The sequence below is a fragment of the Asticcacaulis endophyticus genome, assembly GCF_014652575.1.
Taxonomy (GTDB): domain Bacteria; phylum Pseudomonadota; class Alphaproteobacteria; order Caulobacterales; family Caulobacteraceae; genus Asticcacaulis; species Asticcacaulis endophyticus.
Window position 1 is genome coordinate 1441563 of the sequence record NZ_BMZB01000001.1, and the last position, 19854, is coordinate 1461416.

Below are 19854 nucleotides of genomic sequence, written 5' to 3' on the forward strand. Positions count from 1 at the left end.
CAATTTTAAGGTGGTTTTGAATTAAGAAAGTAGTGACCGTGGCCGATAAGAAACAAAAAGATTCCAAACTCGCTGTCGTGGCGGCGGGTGGCACCGGCGGCCATATGTTCCCGGCCGAGGCTCTGGCGCGGGAGCTGATTGATCGCGGCTGGCGGATCGTGCTGGCATCAGATACACGCGGCGCGATTTATGCTGAAAACTTCCCGGCCATTGAGCGTTTGTCACTTGAAGCCGCCACCTTTAAGCGCGGCGATATTATCGGCATGATCCGCGCCGGGATCAAGATCGCCACCGGCGTGCTACAGGCACGCAAAGCCTTTGCAAGGCTGAAACCTGATGCGGTGATCGGCTTTGGTGGTTACCCGTCCTATCCCGCCCTGATCGCCGCTATTACCCGCTCAGATACCACCCTGATCCATGAACAAAATTCGGTGCTGGGGCGCTCAAACCGCGAACTGGTCACCCGCGTCGATGCCGTGGCTTGCGCCTTTCCGACCTTGAAGATGGCCCCCGAAGCCCTGACGGGTAAGGTCGAGGTGGTCGGCAATCCCGTCCGCCCCGATATCCGCGCTCTATATGACAAGCCTTATCCGGACAGCTTCAAGCCGATCCGGATTTTGGTCACCGGCGGCTCTCAAGGCGCGAAGATCCTGTCGGAGACCGTGCCGCAGGCTTTGGCCCTGCTACCCGCATCGCTGCGGATAAGCTTAAGCGTTGAGCAGCAAACCCGCGCCGAACAGGTCGATCAGGCGAAAGTCATCTATGCCGAAGCGGGCATCGAATCCGACATCGCACCGTTTTTCACCAACATGGCGCAGCGTCTGGAACGTGCCCATCTGGTCATCGGCCGGGCCGGTGCCTCGACCTGTTGCGAGTTGGCGGTGGCCGGAAAACCGTCCGTGCTGATCCCGCTCAAGATTGCCGCGGACAATCATCAGTTTTTCAACGCCGAAGTGCTGAAAGAGGCGGGCGGCGCGGTCGTCATCAATGAAGACGACGCCGATGCTGAAACCCTGGCCGAGGCGATTAAGACCCTGATCGACCAGCCGGTGCGCCTCAAGGGCATGGCGGTGTGCGCACGGTCTGTCGCGCGCGCCGACGCCGCCAAACGGCTGGCCGATCTGGTTGAACGTACCGTGGCGAAAAAGGTCTGATTTCATTAGCGCGTCTTTATGCGTTGCGTGATAGTTTTATCGGGCAAGATTAGGGGATTCTATGTCCAAGCATGACAGCGAAGGCGTGACCGCCGGTTTCATTCAGCGTGTGCTGTTCATTCTGTTGATTGTGGCCTTAAGCGCATTGGCGCTCAAGTTGGTCAGCATCTGGCTTTTGATTTTTGGCGCTATCATCGTTGCGGTCATTTTGCGCGCGGTATCCGAACCGCTCATCCGTTATCTTAAGGTGCCGGAACCTGTATCCATTTTGCTGGCTTTGGTGATTTTGATCGCAGGTTTAACCGGCGCATTTTACTTTTTTGGCTGGCAGATTTCGCGCCAGATCGAGGATCTGTGGCAGCAGATGCCGGCGGCCTGGGACCGACTTGAGGTTCAGATTAATGGTACGCCGACGGGCACCTTTGTGCATGAGCAGATCGATAGTCTGGGGCAAAAGGCCGGTCAGTTGATCTCGATGGCACCCAAGATTGCCGGTGAGGTGTTCGCAACCCTGGCCAATCTGGTGGTGGCGATCGTCGGCGGCATATTCCTGGCCATGCGTCCGGGCAGCTATCGCGACGGCATTGTGATGCTGTTCCCCAAGTCGCAACGCGCCCTGACCAAGGAATGCCTGAACGATAGTGGCAAATCCCTTCAGATGTGGTTGCTGGCTCAGGCCTTTTCTATGGTGCTGGTGGGGTCGCTGACCGCTATTGGCTTGTCGATTGTCGGCGTTGAATCGGCTTTGGCGCTGGGTCTTATTTCAGGCCTTGCGCAGTTCGTGCCGATTGTTGGGCCGATTGTCTCCGCCGGGCCGGGGCTGTTGCTGGCAGGGTCTGAGGGCCTGCCGACGTTTCTGTGGGCGCTCGCTATCTATGTCGGGGTGTCGCAACTGGAAAGCAATGTGATTACGCCGATGGTGCAAAAGCATGTGGCCTCAATACCGACCGTCGTCACCCTGTTTGCGGTGATTGCGTTTGGCACGCTACTGGGGCCTATGGGCATCCTGTTTGCCACGCCGCTGACGGTGGTGATCTATACGCTGGTGCTTAAGCTCTATGTCGGTAAGGTGCTAGATGATCCGATCAGTGCCGCCCGCGCCGAACCGGATACCAAAGAGACCAAAACGCCGGGGATTTTCGGGTTTTTAAAGGGCCTGAGAAGGTAGATAAAGGGTCAGGTCAGATGGCGTCTGGCGTCCATGCTTTGGTGCAGAATGCGAACAATCAAAACGCCTTTGTCTGTGGGCACATAATAGATCGTGTGAAATTGGTGGTCAAAGGCCCTCAAGCCCTGCGCAACCGTAGCTTCATGCCCCAGACTGGGATGCTGACTTAGAGCCTCGCAACTGGCTTTCAGACTGGCCCGGTATTTCTGCGACTGTGCGGCACCATAATTGTGACGCGTATATTTCGCGATGTCTTTCAAATCCTCAAAAGCCAGATGTGATAATTTGAAGTCAGCCATTTTGGGCGTCATATTCTCTATCAGCTTCTGCCCAAGCATCATCTATGGACTTGTCGCTTATCCCGCTATCCAGTCCATCCTGAATAGCCTGTTTCAGGGCCATATATTTTGCCGCATTTTCCTGATCCCGCCGGACCAGATCGCGGAAATATTCAGACGTGTTGTTATATTCACCGGCCTTGACGCGCGCCTGAACATAGTCGTTCATGCCATCGGTCATGGAAATTGAAATCTTGGCCATATCTAAAACTCCCAAACAGTTACTCATGAATATGGCATATATTCCGAACTATTCCTACCTGTTCCGATCGTACCATGTGCCAAAAATCCCAAGTGACACCTCCCGCGCTATGGTTTAAACGCAAACCCCACCTTCAATTCATAATAGTGATGTTAAGCCTTACATGACCGCTTCAAAGCTCCGCCCGACCCCGTTTGATCTTGGCCCCGTCCACTTCGTCGGCATCGGCGGCATCGGCATGAGCGGTATTGCTGAAATCATGCTGAAAATCGGCTATGCCGTGCAGGGCTCGGATGCCAAGGCCTCCGCCAACACCGAACGCCTCGAAAAGCTGGGCGCGAAAATCTTCATCGGCCACGCGCCCGAACATGTCACCGACGGCGTCTGTGCGCTGGTTTATTCGACGGCGGTTAAGGCCGATAACCCTGAGATGATTGAGGCCCGCAAACGCCGCATCCCGCAGGTCAGGCGCGCCGAAATGCTGGCCGAACTGATGCGTTTGCAGTTCTCCATTGCGGTCGGCGGCACCCACGGCAAGACCACCACAACCTCCATGGTCGCCACGCTGCTGGATGCCGGCGGGCTTGATCCCACAGTCGTCAATGGCGGCATCATCAACGCCTATGGCACCAATGCCAAGGTCGGTGACGGCGACTGGATCGTGGTTGAGGCCGATGAATCGGACGGCTCGTTCCTGCGCCTGAAATCGACGCTGGCCATCGTTACCAATATCGACGCCGAGCACCTTGACCACTGGGGTGATTTCGAAGCCGTCAAAAAAGGCTTTGTCGATTTCGTGGAGAATATCCCGTTTTACGGTTTTGCCTGTGTGTGCATCGACCATCCCGAAGTGCAGGCTCTGGCGGCCAAGGTCGATAACCGCCGCCTGATCCCCTACGGCGAAAGCCCGCAGGCTGAGGTGCGCTGCGCCAACATCGAATTCAGCGCCGACGGGGCGTGCTTTGACGTGGTTTTTTCGCCGCGCGATGCCGACGCCTTTACCTGGGAAAAGCTGAAGTTGCCGATGACCGGCAACCACAATGTCTCCAACGCCACGGCGGCCATAGCGATTGCTTTTGAGTTGGGTGTGAGTGAGGCCGATGTCCGTAAGGGGCTGGGCGGGTTCGGCGGGGTTAAACGCCGCTTTACGACGACCGGTGTGACCAAAGACGGCATCCGCGTGATTGATGACTACGGCCACCATCCGGTTGAGATTGCGGCTGTGCTCAAGGCCGCCCGTCAGGTGACCACAAATCGCGTCATCGCCGTCGTGCAGCCTCACCGCTATACCCGTCTGCGCGACCTGATGGCCGAGTTCTCAAGCTGCTTCCATGACGCCGATACGGTGATTGTGGCTGATGTCTACAGCGCCGGTGAGGCGCCGATTGAAGGTGTGTCCAAGGACGCGCTGGTTGACGGTCTGCACCGCTTTGGCCACCGCAATGCCATCGCGCTGGAAAGCCCGGCGGCCTTGCCCGAACTGATCCGCGCGGAAGCCAAGCCAGGCGATCTGGTGGTGTTGCTCGGCGCCGGTGACATCACGCAGTGGGCCTATGCCCTGCCGGGGCAATTGGATGGTGCGGCATCCTAAGCAGGAAGTGGGACAATGGCGAATCTTTATTGGACGTTGGTCGAACCATACTGGGAAGTCGTTAGTATTTACGATGGCTATGATGTCTTTCTGGCAGAGTTTAAAAAAATGCCTCAAGTTTCTCAGCATTTGTTCGCCACACACTGGGCTCAAAGCGAAATTCGAAATGGTGGAATAGATCAGTTCTTTGATAACTCTACGGGTGTTCTAGCAAAAGAAGCTGTTGAGGGTTTTAAGGCGCTGGGAATGCTGGAAACTGCCGAAATTCTCCAGCAGTCGATGGATATTTTGGGAACACCATACCCTCAAGATCGGGATGAGAGGCAAGAACGCTTGAGTGAACTGCCTGATCCTTTCTTCTTTGAAGATGTAAGGTTTTGGGAGCTTTTGGATGAAGAGGCTGATGGTTTTCACGTTGCCGCAAATCGTTATGCCTCAAAGGCGATCAATTAGGAATGATGACTTTGCCAAATAGCTGGACCGACAATCTCCCTGCCGTTCGAGGGCGGATCATGACCCATGCCGACATGGCGCCGTTCACCTGGTTCCGGGTTGGCGGGCCCGCGGATGTGATTTTCCTGCCGGCGGATGAGGCTGATCTGGAAGCCTTTTTAAAGGCACTCGATCCCGCTGTGCCGGTCATGACGGTCGGTGTCGGTTCCAACCTTTTGGTGCGTGACGGCGGCGTGGACGGCGTGGTCATTCGGTTGGGTAAGGGCTTTGCCGATATCCGCCTGATGGATCATAACCGCATCTATGCCGGAGCGGCAGCACTCGATAAACAGGTTGCCAAGGTCGCCGCGCAAAACGGCATCGGTGATCTGGAGTTCTACACCGGTGTGCCGGGGACGATAGGCGGGGCGATCGTCATGAATGCGGGCTGCTATGGTTCGGAAACCAAGGACGTGCTGGTCGAAGCCTATGCCTTAACGCGGGCCGGTGAGCGGGTGATTTTGTCGAACAAAGACATGGGTTACACCTACCGGCACTCAGTACCGGAAAACCTGATCTATACCGGCGCGCTTTATCAGGGTACGCCCGATGATCCGGTGGCCGTCATGGATCGCATGGACGAAATCACCGCTCGGCGCGAAACCACCCAGCCCATCCGCGAAAAGACCGGCGGATCGACCTTCAAAAACCCCGAAGGTCACTCGGCGTGGAAACTGGTCGATGAGGCGGGTTGGCGCGGCAAGCTGTTCGGCGGGGCCAAGTTTTCCGAACTGCATTCCAATTTCCTGATCAATACCGGCGACGCGACCGCCGCTGACCTTGAAGGTCTGGGCGATACCGTCCGCGCTGAGGTCAAAGACCGGTTAGGCGTTGAGCTCAACTGGGAAATCAAACGGGTGGGGCGGAAGTGATTTACCCCCTCTTATCTTTGATTGTATTGATCAAAGATAAGCTCCCCCTGCAACAGGGGGCGTTCTAGTCTGAAGAACCTCCCCTCTTGGAGGGGAGGGGAACCATCAAGCCCAGAGGGCGCAGATGGTGGTGGGGTAAAAATGGCGCTTGCAGAGTTACGTATCCGAAACGGCCCGCTGATCATGGGGGTGGTCAATGTTACGCCCGACAGCTTTTCCGATGGCGGGCGGTTTTTTCTGCATGCGTCGGCCATTGAGCAGGCTAAGTCCCTGATCGAAGCGGGTGCCGATGTGCTCGATATCGGTGGCGAGTCCACCCGTCCGGGGGCCGTTCCGGTCAGTGCGGCCGATGAGATTGCCCGCGTTGTGCCGGTGATCGAAGGGCTGCGCAGGGATTGGAACGGCCCGATCAGTATTGATACCTTCAAAGCGCAAGTCGCCCGCGCCGCTGTGGCCGCAGGGGCGAACATCTGGAACGATATCCGTGCGCTGGAAGGCGAGGGCAGTCTGGAGGCCGCCGCCGACCTTAACTGTGACATCATCCTGATGCACATGAAGGGTGACCCCCAGACCATGCAGTCTGAGCCGCGCTATGACGATGTGGTGGCGGAAGTCGAAGCCTATCTTTTGGCCCGCGCCGAGGGGGCGATGGCGGCAGGGGTGGCGCGCGAACGCATCTGGCTTGATCCCGGTATCGGCTTTGGCAAGACGCTGGATCATAACCTAAGCCTGATCCGCGCTACGGGGCGACTGGCCGCGCATGGCTTTCCGCTGCTGATGGCCGCGTCGCGTAAGCGCTTTATTGCCGCCTTAGAGGAGCGCGAAGGGGCCGGTCCATCAACGGCTGATGAGCGCATCGGTGGCACCATTGCCGTGCATCTGAAAGCCATTGAACTGGGTGCCAGGATGGTGCGCGTTCACGACGTTCAGGCGATGAAGCAGGCTTTGCGGATTTGGGGGGCGTTAAGATGACGTTAGGCTGGAAAGTAAGGTGGCGGCTCAGAGGCGGATTTTATATACTCAGTGGTTTTCCGTTTGTCCTATTCAATGTGGCGATCTTGTCTGCTGCTTTGGGGGAAACTGACGCCTCCGGATCTGAGCTGACATGGGTTGAAGCCGGAATTATGGTGGCAATTTATCTGCTGACGACGGTTCTTTTTCTCAGCTACTACTGCGTCCGCTGTCCACGATGCAGAAAGCATATTGACACGAAGGCCGCCGATTCTGAACAAACGCTATACTGGCCAGGCTATGTACCATCACCAACCTGTCCGCGCTGTCTCAGAACGCGCAAAGATGTTTACCGTTTTCAGTTCTGGCTCAAGCCTGAACCTTGGGACGGTATTTGCCACGATGAGCCGTGGCTCAATCAGAAGAAATAGCCTTGCGTCATTATTTGGGGGCTTTTATAGCCTTGTGATAACTCAATATTTGAACAGGTGACCCATGCCCAAGCTTATCCTTCTGCGCCACGGCCAAAGCCAGTGGAATCTGGAAAACCGCTTCACCGGCTGGGTTGATGTTAACCTGACCGCTGAGGGTGAGGCGCAGGCGACCCGCGGCGGTGAACTGATCAAAGAGCAGGGCATCGAAATCGACCTGGCCTTTACGTCGGTTCTGACGCGCGCCATCCGTACCTGCAATCTGGCGCTCGATGCGGCGGGTCAGACCTATGTGCCGGTGATCAAGGACTGGCGGCTGAATGAGCGCCATTACGGTGGCCTGACCGGGCTGGATAAGGCCGAAACGGCAGCCTTGCACGGCGAAGATCAGGTCAAGATCTGGCGCCGGTCTTACGATGTGCCGCCGCCGGAGCTTGAGGCCGGTAGCGACTATGATTTCGCCGGTGACCGCCGCTATGCCGGATCAGTCCTGCCGCTGACTGAAAGCCTGAAAACTACGCTGGATCGCGTCCTGCCGTTCTGGGAAGCTACGATCGTGCCGGAGCTGAAAAAGGGTGAGACCGTTCTGGTCGCCGCTCACGGCAATTCGATCCGCGCCATTATCAAGCTGCTGTTCGATCTGGGCGATGCGGCGATTCTTGAGGTTGAAGTCCCGACCGGCAATCCGCTGGTGATCGAACTGGATGACAATCTGCGGCCGATGTCGGCCCATTACCTTGATGTCGACCGCGCCAATACTTTGCCGGTCTTAGGCGCGTTGTCGTCATAAGTGGATTCCCTCTCCCCGCACGCGGGGAGAGCGGGGCGGCCCGTGCCGGCTAGGGTGAGGGGCTTCTTGACATGCGAGGGCCAGACACGAAGGCGACAAACCGCGCACGGTAATTGCGCAAGGTCGAGAATGATGCCGAAGCGCGGCTTTGGCATCATGTGCGCAACCGTCAGGTCAACGGTCTGAAATTTGTCCGTCAGTTGTCGATTGGGCCATACTTCGCTGATTTTGCCTGTCGTGAGATCAGGTTGGTCGTGGAAATCGACGGCAGCCAGCATGTTGGTAATCCGCATGATGACGTGCGAAATCGCTATATGACGGGCAATGGTTGGGCGGTCGCGCGCTTTTGGCAGGCCGATGTGCTGCGCGATATCGAGCCGATACTGGAGACGATTGTGGCCATTGGCGAGGGGCGGATTGCTGATGTAGTGCAATCACCCGAATTCTGCTATCTTCCAAGCATGCAAGAAAGAAGCCCCTCACCCCAGCCCTCTCCCCGTGAACGGGGAGAGGGGGATTCATTCATGCGCCGGGCGATTGCGCTCGCGCGGCCGGGGACGACCTGGCCCAATCCGGCGGTAGGCTGCGTCATCGTCAAGGATGGTGCCGTCGTCGGCGAAGGTTTCACCGGCTCCGGCGGGAGGCCCCATGCCGAAGAGATGGCGCTGGAACAGGCGGGCGCTGCTTCCACAGGGGCTACGGTTTATGTGACATTGGAACCGTGCGGTCAGCGCTCTGGCGGAGGGTTGTCCTGTTCGGAAAAACTGGTGGCGGCGGGCGTGACAAAAGTCATTTTTGCTTGCCCCGATCCGTCGCCATTTGCCTCCCACACCGGGGTTGTGCGTCTGCAAACAGCCGGCGTCGAGGTCGAGGCCGGGCTGTTGAACGACGAAGCCTATCCACTGATTGCCGGTTTCGTGCATTTTCTGGAAACGGGCCGTCCGCGTATAGCCGAAAGCGAAGACGGAGTTGGCTTTGACGGCGAATACGAACCCGACCCGTGCATATCCTACGAAGAGGGTTTGGCGGCGCTGGGGCTAAAAGGCTACCGCAGCCTTTTTGTGCGGCCCGGTACTGAGGTGGCGCACGCCTTGCGCGAGCTCGGTTTTCTATCAGAATAAAGCCTAAGTTAAGACTTCTTACCTATGCTTAACGCCTGAAACTTTTAGGAAAGTTGGCGTGAGTATGAGCGCTGCGGCGGCCGATTATAGCTTTACCCGCATGACTCAAGCGGAACTGGATCAGGTCTGCCTGAAGCATGAGCGGCTGATGAAGGGCATACCCGGCGGTATGCGCGCCAAGCTGGCGTGGTGTGACCTGTCGGGCCTGTCGATGAAGGGCCGCGTCCTGAAAGATGCCGATTTCACCGGTGCCATCATGGTCGATTGCGACCTGACCGGGGCGGTGCTGGACGGCTCAAACCTATACTGTGTCGATATTCAGTTGTCGTGCCTTAAGGGGGCCAGCCTCAGGCGGGTCGATCTGCGCGGGGCGTGTCTGCGCGGTGCCAATCTCGAAGGCGTCGATATGTTCGAGGCTGACCTGCGCGAAGGCGCCATGGCCATGCCGGATAAGAAAACCGGCCTTGTTTACCGCGAAATTTCCGAACGGGCCTCAGAAGCCGCCTATGCCAACCTGCGCGGGGCCAATCTTGAGCGCTCTAAGCTGACCGGTATTCAGGCCATGAAGGCTGATTTCACCGACGCCATCATGAAATCGTGCAACCTGTCGCGGGCCAACCTGAAACAGGCGATCATGGACAATGTCGACCTCGAAGGGGCCAATCTGTCCGGGGCAGATGTCTCAGGCGCGTCGCTGAAAGATGCCGTGCTGATCGGGGCCAAGACCGACATGTGGCGGGTGTCGCAAACCGACATGACCGGGGTTCTGACCGACAAGCCGGTGGGCCAGGACATCACCGATTTGCCCTACGGCAACATGTTGCGTCAGCACGCTTTGTGGGTCAGCACGATCGGCAAGGAGGGCACGCCGTCGGTGTTCGATAAGGCCGATCTGCGTGGTTTGAAATCGATCAAGGGCTTTAATCTGGCGGCTTTGTCGGCCAAGGGGGCTGTGTTTTACGGCCTGGATATGCGTGGCATTCAGCTTCAGGGCTCGCAGCTTGACGGAGCGGATATGCGCAACTGCGACCTTAGCGGGGCTGACCTGCGCGGGGCCCGCATGACCAGGGTGCGTATGGACGGGGCCAATCTCGAAGGGGCGAAACTCGGCGCGCTGATGATCGCCAAGGACCGCTACATGCCTGCCGATTTGTCGGACGGACGGATGCGCAACGTCAATTTCACTCATGCTGACCTGCGTATGGCCAAGCTGGACGGAGCCGATATTTCGCGTTCCAATATGGAGGGGGCGCAGCTTAAGCTTGAAGCGCTGGAAAATGTCATCTGCATGGGCCTGCGCGGGAAAATCGCGGAATAACTAAATTCTGCTTTTGTTCTCATTTAAATGCGGTAAAACAGATGCGGCTATTCAGGAATTGTCCCATGTCGCGCACCCAACGCCTGTTTGATCTGCTGCAAATTCTGCGACGGCACCGCTATCCGGTGTCGGGTGAGTTTCTGGCGCAGGAACTGGGTATCTCTCTGCGCACCCTCTACCGTGACATGGGCGAACTGCGGGCGCAGGGGGCTGATATCGAAGCCGAAGCCGGGGTCGGCTTTGTGCTGCGGCCGGGGTTTATGTTGCCGCCGCTGATGCTGTCGCTGGAGGAGATCGAGGCGCTGGCGCTGGGGGCGCAGTGGGTGGCGGGCCGGGTCGATAAGTCCTTAAGTGCGGCGGCGACCAACGCTCTGGCCAAGATTTCCGCGGTCCTGCCCGAAGATGTCCGCGACGGTCTGCAAACATCAGGCCTGATGGTCTCGAACTGGAAGGAACTGGCCCCGACCGAGCAGGAAGATAAGCATCTGGCTATGATCCGCCAAGCTATGCGCCATGAGCGCAAGCTCGATATTCTCTATAGCGATGTCAATGAGGTGGTGACCAACCGCGTCATCTGGCCGGTGGCGCTCGGCTTTTGGGAGCGGGCGCGGGTGCTGGTGGCGTGGTGCGAAACGCGCAGCAATTTCAGGCATTTTCGCTCTGACCGTATCCAAAGCCTGACAGTGGCCACGGAACGTTATCCGCGCCGTCGGTTGTCGCTGCTTAAGGACTGGCGCGACGAAGAGGCCTGCGCGCAGGCGAAATGGGATAGTCGCGGTGGTGGACGCGAACCGATGCGTGATGCTGCTGACAAAAGCTGGCATTAGGTTTGGTTAGGGTCGCTCTGTTCATTATGAGGGGCAATCATGGAACCGGTCAAATTACAGGTGTGCGATGTGGCCATAAGTGCCCGATTTTATGCCGCTTTGCTGGGGTGTGAGGCGGTCGGAAACTCGGCTGACCACGCCGTCTTTGTAACCGAAGATATGCGTCTGGAACTGGTGTCGGGCAATCCGGTGACGGCGCATAAGATCGATATTGTCATGACCGATGCCGACAGGGTGGTGCGTACCTATGAGCATCTGTGGGATGCCTGTGTGCGGTTGCCGCAAATACCGACCGATATGGGCTTTGGTTTAGGGTTTGTGGCCCTTGATCCCGACGGTCACCGGTTGCGGGTATTTTGCCTCTATAAGGCCGAAGCCGCCTGACCGATGCGACCTGACAAAAAGAAACCCTGCCGCCGATCAAAGGCCGCAAGGTTATGAAGGTTAGGGGACTAAGGGAAGAAAACAACAAAAGCGATAAACGGAGGGCGCAACCGTTAGCGGCGGTGCGCCCTCCGTCAGGCCAGCCTAAAGCCAGCCTTGGGAATGGCAGGTCATGCCATCCCCTTGGTGCCAAAAGTTGTTGGCATGCTCATCTGTCGGGGACGACGTGGGGAATGTCAGAAACTTCTGGCGCGGCCACCACACCGGAGAGAGGCCGATACGGTGACCTAACGCAAAGCTACACACAAAAACGCTTTATTCGGCGGCTTCGAGCACCTGGGTCACATTGGCCGAAGTCTTGATGGCGATTTGTTTGGCCTTCTTGGCTTCGGGCACTTCAAGGGCCAGGGTTACCGATAGCAGGCCATTCGCCAGTTCAGCTTCAGTCACCTTGACATGATCGGCAAGCTGGAAGCGGCGTTCGAAATTACGCTCGGCCAGACCACGGTGCAGGAAGGTGCGCTCCGTTGTGTCTTCGTCCTTTTTGCCCGACACGGTCAGGACATTGTCCTTGACTTCGAGGGTCAGTTGATCCGGACGAAAACCGGCGACGGCCAGTTCGATACGATAGGAATCAAGCGTGCCCGACTCATCATCGCGCTTAGACAGGCGCTCAATGTTGTAGGGCGGCCAGCCAGGGGTAGTGTCATAACGGGCGGCGCTGTCGAGCAGGCCCACCAGACGGTCAAAGCCGACAGCCGAACGATACAGGGGAGAAAAATCGATTTGAGTACGCATAGTCAGTAGCTCCTTAATCTAAAGCGAGACCTCAGCGGGAAACTATTAGTCCGCAAAGGGTTTCAGTGAAGGCTCAGATCCGGTTTCGTCCCCATGATGGGCAACGGCGTGATCCGAAGAAGGCCCGTCATCGGCACCTTCGCTATTAGATTTGGGGAGGGTTTTGCGTCTTACAAGAGGGCTTTAAATAAAAAACGGCGGAGCCTGTGCTCCGCCGCCTCATGTGAAGTTTAAACGAATATGAAGTCCGAAGCGGTGAGCGTCGGGGTGTTAAGCAGGAAGGCGATAACATTGCCGCCCTGCGCTCCGGTGCCATCAGCGTCAAACCACAAGGCCTTAGTGGACGTGTCAAAATAGAAGGTTGCCGTTGCGGCTACCGGTACGGCACCGGCGCCCGAAACAAAGCCAACGCCCTGAGTTAATTGAAAGCCTGCGGGTGCGCTAAAGGCGCCGCCACTCAGGACAAACTTATCTCCCTGCGCGCGGTCAAAATCGTAGATGAAGTCGGCAGCGCCTACGCGGCTATCGTAGTAGAAATTATCTGAGCCCAGACCGCCAGTCAGGTTATCAGCGTCCGCGCCGCCGATGATGAAGTCACCGCCCGCGCCGCCGTCGATCGTATCCTGTCCGGCCTCCCCAAACAGGGTATCTTCGTTGTCCTGTCCGTACAGGCGGTCATTCCCTATGCCCCCGATCAGAGTATCGTTGCCTGCTTCGCCAAACAAGGTGTCCACGCCTTCGACGCCGCGCAGGGTATCATTGCCGCTGCCGCCGACCAGGGTGTCGTCACCCAGTTCACCGATCAGGGTGTCGTCACCATCCTGCCCATAAAGCGTATCGTTGTCGTTGCCGCCATAGAGCGTGTCGTTGCCGACTTCACCGAACAGGGTGTCAGTGCCATCCTGGCCATACATGGTGTCATGACCCGTGCCGCCAACCAGAGTGTCGTTGCCGGTTTCGCCGAACAGCTTATCGTCGCCATCCTGACCATAGAGGGTGTCATTACCTGTGCCGCCAACCATATAGTCAACGCCGGTGCCCCCTTCGAGGATATCGTTGCCGTCCTGACCATAAAGGGAGTCGTTGCCGGCGCCGCCATTCAGGTTGTCGTTACCGATTTCCCCGAACAGGGTATCGTTACCGTCCTGACCGTACAGCCCGTCATCTCCGTGACCGCCGATCAGGGTGTCGTCGCCGAATTCGCCGAACAGGGTATCTGCATCGTTTTCGCCATAAAGCGTGTCATTGCCGAAGCCACCAATGAGCCGGTCAAGGCCGATTGAGCCGTAGAGCGTATCGTTACCGTCTTCACCGACCAGCGTGTCATAGCCTGCCTGCCCATAGATGGTATCGTTGCCATTGCCGCCGGACAGGGTGTCGTGGCCGTCCTCGCCGAACAGGGTGTCGTTGCCATCTTGCCCGAACGCGATGTCGTCGCCATTGCCGCCGACAATAGTATCGTTGCCGAATTCGCCGAAAATTGTGTCGACACCGTCCTGGCCGTACAGCGCATCATTCCCAAAGCCGCCAATGATGGTGTCGTCGCCCGCGCCGCCATAGACCAGGTCGTTGCCGTCCTTGGCGTAGATCGTATCATTGCCGCCGAGGCCAGAAATGAAATCGTCCGAATTGCTACCGTTGAGCGTTTCGCCATTATCCGTGCCCACGATGTCATTATCGTAGATGGCGGCGAGTATGTTCAGTGTAGACGGCCCAATGCCAACGGTTACCGGCGTCACATCAAGGAAGAAGGATTCCGCAGATTCCTGGAGATTATCAGTGAGCAGAGGGACGCGGATGATGGCTTTGGTCTGACCGGCAACAAAGGTGATGGTGCCGGAGGTCGTGGTGTAATCGGCTCCGGCCAGCGCCGTGCCATCGCGGGTCGTATAGTTGGCGGTAATGGTGTAATCCGCAGGCCGGCTTAGCTCGACCGTGAAGACCATGACGTTGCCATTCAGGCCGGATTCATTGATCACCATGCCGGTGCCATAAAAGGCGCGGTTATCGCCTACGCCGTCATTATCAAGAATAACGGCTGACGTTATTAAGATCGGCGCGGCATTGGCCAGTTCGGCATTGACGGGATCGAACAGCTCAAACGTAAAGGCTTCGTCGATTTCGTCAGTAGAGTCAGAATATGTATCGACCAGCACCAGCTTGGTGGTTTCGCCGGGGGCGAACGTAATAGTGCCCGCGCGGACATAGACGTCGCCACTGGCGGCCGCCGTTCCGAGGCCGCCAGTGGTCTCCCACATATATTTTACGGTGACGGCTGAGGTTGATGGCCGGCTAAGACTGACGGCGAAAACGGCATTACCGCCTTCGGTGGTGTAGGTCGTGTCAACAGATATCGACGGCAAGCCGGAGGTGGTGTCGTCGTTAACGATGGTGGCTTCGCCCACGGTGCCAAGCGTTGAAGGCGCGTTTGCGGGTGGGGTTACCTTAAGCAGGAAGGTCTCAGCGGCTTCAATGGCGGTATCGCCAGAAACCGGGACGCTGACATAGGCGACGGTTTGGCCAGCCGCAAACGACAGGGTGCCGGAGGTGGCGGTATAGTCCGATCCGGCCTGAGCCGTGCCGTCCATGGTCGTATAGGCCATAGTGACCGCCGCCGTCAGGGGCTGAGACAGTCTGACCTCGAAGACGGCCATTTTTGAACCGCTGTCGCCTTCGGTGATGATGGGGGAGCCGACTAAGACGGCGGCATTGACTTCGACGCCGTCATCATCAAGCTTGACGCCCATATCGCGCAAGACTGTGGCGCCACCAGCAAATTCAGCATTGGTCGGATCGAATAGTTCGACGGTGAAAAATTCGTCAACCTCATCGAGGCTATCACCATAACCGCCAATGGCAATGGTTTTAACGGTTTCGCCGGGGGCAAAGGTCAGGGTGTAGATGGTTCCTGTGTCTACCCAGTAGTTTAATTCTCCGTCACTATTTGTTCCCAGGGTCGCCCCGTTAATCACACGGTATTTTACCGTAACGGTGCTAAGTGAAGCTTCGTCAAGCCTTACCGTGAATACGGAATTCTCAGACTCCGTGCTGGTTCCATCATCAATGGAAATTGAGGGCCGTGCCTGAGCCGTGTCGTCATTAATGATGATGGCTTCGCCGACCGTGCCCAGGGTTGAGGGGGCATTGGCCGGCGGCGTGACCTTAAGTAAGAAAGTCTCCGCGGCTTCAATAGCGGTATCGCCGGAGACGGAAACGCTGACGTAGGCTACGGTCTGTCCGGCGGCAAAGGAAAGTGTGCCGGAGGTGGCCGTATAGTCTGAACCGGCCAAAGCGGTGCCGTCGACTGTGGTATAGGCCATTGTGGTGGCAACATCCAAAGGCTGAGACAGCCTGACTTCGAATACGGCTATCTTGCTGCCATTATCGCCTTCGGTAATGACGGGCGATCCTACGAATACAGCGGCATTTACACCGACGCCGTCGTTATCAAGCTTAATGCCCATATCGCGCAAGACCGTGGCGCCACCGGCAAATTCAGCGTTAGTCGGATCGAACAGTTCGACGGTGAAAAACTCATCAACCTCGTCGGTACTTTCGTTATAACCGCCCACGGCAATCGTCTTGACGGTTTCACCGGGAGCAAAGGTGAGGGTGTAGATATTGGACGTATTGGCCCAGTAATTCAGCTCACCATCGCCATAGGTGCCAAGATTGGCACCGGTGACTACGCGGTATTTGACAGTGACTGTGGCGAGCGAGGCTTCGTCCAACCTGATGGTAAATACGGTGTTTTCAGCTTCTGAGCTTGTGCCTGAGTCAATAGAAATCGAGGGTCTGGCCTGGGTTGTATCATCGTTGATAATAGTGGCTTCGCCGACCGTGCCGAGCGTTGACGGTGCGTTGGCGGGCGGCGTGACCTTAAGCAGGAAGGTCTCGGCGGCTTCGATGGCGTTGTCGCCAGAGACGGGGACGCTGACATAAGCCACGGTTTGACCTGCCGCAAACGACAGTGTGCCGGAAGTGGCAGTATAGTCCGATCCGGCTATGGCGGTGCCATTTGCCGTCGTATAGGCCATTGTGGTGGCGACATCTAAGGGCTGAGACAGTCTGACCTCGAATATGGCCATTTTAGAGCCGCTGTCGCCTTCGGTAATGACGGGCGAGCCGACAAAGACGGCCGTGTTTACACCGGCGCCATCATTATCAAGCTTGATGCCCATGGCGCGCAGAACGGGGGCTCCACCGGCAAATTCGGCATTGTTCGGGTCAAACAGTTCGACGGTAAAAAACTCATCAACTTCGTCGGTGCTTTCATTATAGCCACCGATAGCAATCGTCTTGACCGTTTCGCCCGGTGCAAAAGTCAGAGTGTATATCGTCGCCGTATTCGCCCAGTAATTCAGTTCTCCGTCGCCATAGGTGCCAAGGTTTGAACCCGTTACCACGCGATATTTGATGGTAACTGTAGCGAGTGAAGCTTCATCAAGCCTGACGGTCACTACGGTGTTTTCGGCTTCTGAGCTTGTGCCCGAATCTATGGAAACGGAAGGTCGGGCCTGAAGGGTGTCATTATTGATGATGATCGCTTCGCCAACGGTGCCCAGGGTTGACGGTGCGCCTGCCGGCGGGGTGACCTTGAGCAGGAACGTTTCGGCGGCTTCGATAGCGGTATCGCCAGAAACCGGGACGCTGACATAGGCGACCGTTTGGCCAGCCGAAAAAGACAATGTGCCGGAGGTAGCTGTGTAGTCGGAGCCGGCCTGAGCCGTGCCATTAATGGTCGTATAGGCCATAGTCGTGGTCGATCCGAAAGCTTGCGACAGTCTGACCTCGAAGACGGCCATTTTAGAGCCGTTGTCGCCCTCGGTGATGATCGGTGAGCCGACAAAGACGGCCGTGTTTACACCCGCGCCATCGTTATCAAGCTTGATGCCCATGGTGCGAAGCACCGTCGCACCGCCTGCAAATTCGGCATTGGTTGGGTCAAAGAGCTCAATGGTGAAAAACTCATCAACCTCGTCGGTGGTTTCGCTGTAGCCGCCAATGTTAAAAGTCTTGACGGTTTCACCGGGTGCGAAAGTTAAGGTGTATATAGTCGCCGTATTGGCCCAATAGTTTAATTCGCTGTCGCCGTAGGTGCCAAGGTTGGCGCCCGTTACCACACGATATTTAACGGTAACCGCAGCCAAAGAGGCTTCACTAAGCGTCACGGTAACTGTGGAATCTGAAGCCTCAGTGATCGCGACCGTTGATACAATAATCTCAGCCATAGAATTTCCCCCTTGGAATATGAAATAAAAAATCCATAAATTTTAACGATATTTTAACTTTTAAGTAAATGTGCGCCGTGATCACAGAGCGTTATGGCTGCGGGATGTATCTATTGGGCAACAGCTCTGAGTGGTGAGGCCGGGGATTTCCCTTGGCGTAAAACGCTGTGGGGTGTTAGAAAAAAGCGCCTCGACACGCACGTTTGTGGCTATATATAGGCCGTGCGTTTCGATGATCATTTCCTTGAAGAGCTAAAAACCCGTCTGCGGCCGTCGGAGGTCATAGGCAAGAGCGTCAAGTTGCGCAAAAATGGCCGCGAATGGGTGGGGCTGTCGCCATTTTCCAAGGAGAAAACCCCGTCATTTTATGTCAACGATGAGAAGGGGTTTTACCATGACTTCTCATCAGGCAAGCACGGCGACATTATCTCCTTCATTCAGGAGACCGAGCGCCTAAGTTTCATGGAGTCGGTTGAAAAACTGGCGCTCCAGGCCGGTATGTCCATGCCGGTGCAAACCCCGCAAGCGGCCGCTCAGGAGCAGAAAAAGCAGTCCCTGACCGACTGGATGGAGCTGGCGGGTAAGTGGTTTGCGGCGCGGCTGCACGACAAAAATCCGCACGCTCAGGCCGCTCGTGACTACCTCAAAAAACGCGGCCTGTCGGATGAGGATATCCATCATTTTGGCCTCGGCTATTCGCCCAAGGATCGCACGGCGCTCAAAGACGCGCTGGTGCAAAAGGGCGCCAAGGTGGCTGATCTGGTCGAATGTGGGCTGCTGATTTCGGTCGAAGGCGGCGGGGCGCCTTATGACCGTTTCCGCGACCGGCTGATGTTTCCGATCGAGGATCAGCGCTCAAAGATCGTCTCCTTCGGTGGGCGCGCACTTAATCCCGATGAGAAGGCCAAATACCTCAACGGGCCGGAAACGCCTTTGTTCCATAAGGGCCAGATGCTGTACGGCCTGCCGGGGGCGCTCAAAATCATGGGGGCCAACCAGACCAAGGACTATGCCAGTGATCTGGTGGTGGTCGAAGGCTATATGGACGTGATCGCCTGCCAGCGCGCCCATGTCCCGGCGGTTGCCCCGCTGGGGACGGCCCTGACCGAAGAACAGATCGACATATTGTGGCGCAGGCATAATGAGCCGACCCTGTGTTTTGACGGCGATAAGGCCGGGATGCGCGCGGCGTCACGGGCGCTGGATCGCGCCCTTCCCAAACTCAAGTCCGGCCGGTCGTTTAAGGTCTGCTACCTGCCGAACGGTCAGGACCCGGACGATATGCTGCGCGAAAAGGGGGCTTTGGCCTTGCGAGAAGCGCTGACGGTCACCCAGCCGTTTGTTGAGGTGCTGTTCCGGCGGGAGGCCGAGGTTGAGCCGCTGGATACACCGGAAAAAAAGGCCGGTTTGAAAAAACGCCTGCGGGCTTTGGCGGCCCAGATTGAAGACAAGGATCTGGCCGACAGCTACCGGCAGGATTTGCTGGAGCGGCTGGACGCGCTGCTTGCGCCTAAGCGGACTGCGGCACCGGCGCGGACACCGTGGCAGCCTAAAGCGCCGTTCCGCAAGGGCGGCAAATATATGGAGCCGCCGATTCAGGCCACGCAGGAGGGGCTGGCGGCGTCTCAGAAACTATCGCGCTCGCTTGATCCGATGGCCTCAGCCTTGGCGCAAGGTATAATCGAGCATCCCGACTGGCTGGGCGATGTGGTGGAGGTGCTGGAATCCTATGGTTTTGGCGATGAGGAACTGGAAAAACTGGCAAAGACTTTGGTGTCACTCAGTTTTATGCACGATATGAGCGATGGGGGCCTTGACAGAGCGGCCTTAAACCGCCATCTGCAAAAGTCAGGACTTGGAGCATTGTTAAGCGAAGTACAGACGGCGGCCTTCAGATCAGGCGCGCCATTCCTCGCACCGGACATATCTCTCGCTAATGCTCATGCCCGCTGGTTACGAACGTTAAATGCGCAAGCGCGTTTGACGGCGTTGGATCGCGAGTTTAAGGCTGGCTCAGGAGAACTTTTAACAAAAGTAGGCACTGAGACATATATGCGTCTTAAAACTGAGCGTGATGCCCTGCGGCGAAGTCTCATGAGCGGACAAATTTGGGCGGACGACGTCGATAAACCTTCTTAAGGTTAACACCTTAACAAGATTTTTCTGACCAAGTTCTTGAGATTCCT

The 19854-nt window shown here is 57.0% G+C and carries 17 protein-coding genes; 13 read left to right on the forward strand and 4 right to left on the reverse strand.

From position 1 onward, the window contains the following. Positions 1-38: 38 nt before the first annotated feature. Entirely contained in the window at positions 39-1154 is a 1116-nt protein-coding gene (murG, locus tag IE102_RS06485; RefSeq protein ID WP_189485591.1) for an undecaprenyldiphospho-muramoylpentapeptide beta-N-acetylglucosaminyltransferase, read from the forward strand. 61 nt (positions 1155-1215) lie between these two features. Further along, positions 1216-2322: an AI-2E family transporter gene (locus tag IE102_RS06490; protein ID WP_189485592.1), complete on the forward strand. Its 1107-nt coding sequence runs from the start codon at positions 1216-1218 to the stop codon at positions 2320-2322. Positions 2323-2330: 8 nt separating this feature from the next. On the opposite strand, the gene IE102_RS06495 is transcribed toward IE102_RS06490, so the two are convergent. Together IE102_RS06495 and IE102_RS06500 are read right to left on the reverse strand one after the other, a co-directional pair. After that, a complete protein-coding gene (locus IE102_RS06495) occupies positions 2331-2621 on the reverse strand; it encodes a type II toxin-antitoxin system RelE/ParE family toxin (RefSeq protein WP_189485593.1) in 291 nt (96 codons plus the stop codon). Continuing rightward, positions 2614-2862 (reverse strand): type II toxin-antitoxin system ParD family antitoxin, encoded by a 249-nt coding sequence (locus IE102_RS06500; protein ID WP_189485594.1) that lies wholly within the window; start codon positions 2860-2862, stop codon positions 2614-2616. Before IE102_RS06500 ends, IE102_RS06495 begins: the two co-directional genes overlap by 8 nt. Before the next feature lie 163 nt (positions 2863-3025). Here IE102_RS06500 and murC point away from each other — a divergent pair, with 163 nt between their 5' ends. The 10 genes from murC (at position 3026) to IE102_RS06555 (ending at position 11639) form a co-directional block, all read left to right on the forward strand. After that, positions 3026-4453 carry a UDP-N-acetylmuramate--L-alanine ligase gene (murC, locus tag IE102_RS06505; RefSeq protein WP_189485595.1) on the forward strand — a complete coding sequence of 476 codons (1428 nt, stop codon included), beginning with the start codon at positions 3026-3028 and terminating at the stop codon, positions 4451-4453. Positions 4454-4468: 15 nt separating this feature from the next. Next, positions 4469-4906, forward strand: coding sequence for a DMP19 family protein (locus tag IE102_RS06510; protein WP_189485596.1), 438 nt, complete (start codon positions 4469-4471; stop codon positions 4904-4906). Positions 4907-4911: 5 nt separating this feature from the next. Then, complete coding sequence (murB, locus tag IE102_RS06515; RefSeq protein ID WP_189486032.1) at positions 4912-5817, forward strand: UDP-N-acetylmuramate dehydrogenase; 906 nt, start codon at positions 4912-4914, stop codon at positions 5815-5817. A 141-nt stretch (positions 5818-5958) separates the two neighbouring features. After that, positions 5959-6789, forward strand: a complete 831-nt coding sequence (folP, locus tag IE102_RS06520; RefSeq protein WP_229807588.1) for a dihydropteroate synthase — start codon at positions 5959-5961, stop codon at positions 6787-6789. Continuing rightward, positions 6786-7199: a hypothetical protein gene (locus tag IE102_RS06525; RefSeq protein ID WP_189485597.1), complete on the forward strand. Its 414-nt coding sequence runs from the start codon at positions 6786-6788 to the stop codon at positions 7197-7199. The genes folP and IE102_RS06525 overlap by 4 nt, the downstream gene beginning before the upstream one ends. A gap of 64 nt (positions 7200-7263) precedes the next feature. Beyond that, entirely contained in the window at positions 7264-7989 is a 726-nt protein-coding gene (gpmA, locus tag IE102_RS06530; protein WP_189485598.1) for a 2,3-diphosphoglycerate-dependent phosphoglycerate mutase, read from the forward strand. A gap of 113 nt (positions 7990-8102) precedes the next feature. Further along, positions 8103-9110: a DUF559 domain-containing protein gene (locus tag IE102_RS17835; RefSeq protein ID WP_229807589.1), complete on the forward strand. Its 1008-nt coding sequence runs from the start codon at positions 8103-8105 to the stop codon at positions 9108-9110. Positions 9111-9174: 64 nt separating this feature from the next. Next, positions 9175-10428 carry a pentapeptide repeat-containing protein gene (locus IE102_RS06545; protein WP_189486035.1) on the forward strand — a complete coding sequence of 418 codons (1254 nt, stop codon included), beginning with the start codon at positions 9175-9177 and terminating at the stop codon, positions 10426-10428. 65 nt (positions 10429-10493) lie between these two features. Continuing rightward, positions 10494-11255 carry a helix-turn-helix transcriptional regulator gene (locus IE102_RS06550; protein ID WP_189485599.1) on the forward strand — a complete coding sequence of 254 codons (762 nt, stop codon included), beginning with the start codon at positions 10494-10496 and terminating at the stop codon, positions 11253-11255. 39 nt (positions 11256-11294) lie between these two features. After that, positions 11295-11639: a VOC family protein gene (locus IE102_RS06555; protein ID WP_189485600.1), complete on the forward strand. Its 345-nt coding sequence runs from the start codon at positions 11295-11297 to the stop codon at positions 11637-11639. Positions 11640-11954: 315 nt separating this feature from the next. Here IE102_RS06555 and IE102_RS06560 read toward each other — a convergent pair whose 3' ends face one another. Both IE102_RS06560 and IE102_RS06565 read right to left on the reverse strand, forming a co-directional pair. Next, the gene (locus IE102_RS06560) at positions 11955-12437 is read right to left on the reverse strand and encodes an Hsp20 family protein (RefSeq protein WP_189485601.1); all 483 of its coding nucleotides are present in this window, start codon (positions 12435-12437) and stop codon (positions 11955-11957) included. A gap of 230 nt (positions 12438-12667) precedes the next feature. Beyond that, the gene (locus IE102_RS06565) at positions 12668-17668 is read right to left on the reverse strand and encodes a Calx-beta domain-containing protein (protein WP_189485602.1); all 5001 of its coding nucleotides are present in this window, start codon (positions 17666-17668) and stop codon (positions 12668-12670) included. Between the two features lie 222 nt (positions 17669-17890). On the opposite strand from IE102_RS06565, the gene dnaG reads away from it, so the two are divergent. Continuing rightward, on the forward strand, positions 17891-19807 hold the full coding sequence (dnaG, locus tag IE102_RS06570) for a DNA primase (RefSeq protein ID WP_189485603.1): 1917 nt from the start codon (positions 17891-17893) through the stop codon (positions 19805-19807). Positions 19808-19854 lie beyond the last annotated feature (47 nt).

Coding starts and splice junctions, on each gene's coding strand:
- IE102_RS06490 (WP_189485592.1), top strand. CDS start 1,216: ATGTCCAAGCATGACAGCGAAGGCGTGACCGCCGGTTTCATTCAGCGT.
- IE102_RS06495 (WP_189485593.1), bottom strand. CDS start 2,621: ATGGCTGACTTCAAATTATCACATCTGGCTTTTGAGGATTTGAAAGAC.
- IE102_RS06500 (WP_189485594.1), bottom strand. CDS start 2,862: ATGGCCAAGATTTCAATTTCCATGACCGATGGCATGAACGACTATGTT.
- murC (WP_189485595.1), top strand. CDS start 3,026: ATGACCGCTTCAAAGCTCCGCCCGACCCCGTTTGATCTTGGCCCCGTC.
- IE102_RS06510 (WP_189485596.1), top strand. CDS start 4,469: ATGGCGAATCTTTATTGGACGTTGGTCGAACCATACTGGGAAGTCGTT.
- murB (WP_189486032.1), top strand. CDS start 4,912: ATGACTTTGCCAAATAGCTGGACCGACAATCTCCCTGCCGTTCGAGGG.
- folP (WP_229807588.1), top strand. CDS start 5,959: ATGGCGCTTGCAGAGTTACGTATCCGAAACGGCCCGCTGATCATGGGG.
- IE102_RS06525 (WP_189485597.1), top strand. CDS start 6,786: ATGACGTTAGGCTGGAAAGTAAGGTGGCGGCTCAGAGGCGGATTTTAT.
- gpmA (WP_189485598.1), top strand. CDS start 7,264: ATGCCCAAGCTTATCCTTCTGCGCCACGGCCAAAGCCAGTGGAATCTG.
- IE102_RS06545 (WP_189486035.1), top strand. CDS start 9,175: ATGAGCGCTGCGGCGGCCGATTATAGCTTTACCCGCATGACTCAAGCG.
- IE102_RS06550 (WP_189485599.1), top strand. CDS start 10,494: ATGTCGCGCACCCAACGCCTGTTTGATCTGCTGCAAATTCTGCGACGG.
- IE102_RS06555 (WP_189485600.1), top strand. CDS start 11,295: ATGGAACCGGTCAAATTACAGGTGTGCGATGTGGCCATAAGTGCCCGA.
- IE102_RS06560 (WP_189485601.1), bottom strand. CDS start 12,437: ATGCGTACTCAAATCGATTTTTCTCCCCTGTATCGTTCGGCTGTCGGC.
- IE102_RS06565 (WP_189485602.1), bottom strand. CDS start 17,668: ATGGCTGAGATTATTGTATCAACGGTCGCGATCACTGAGGCTTCAGAT.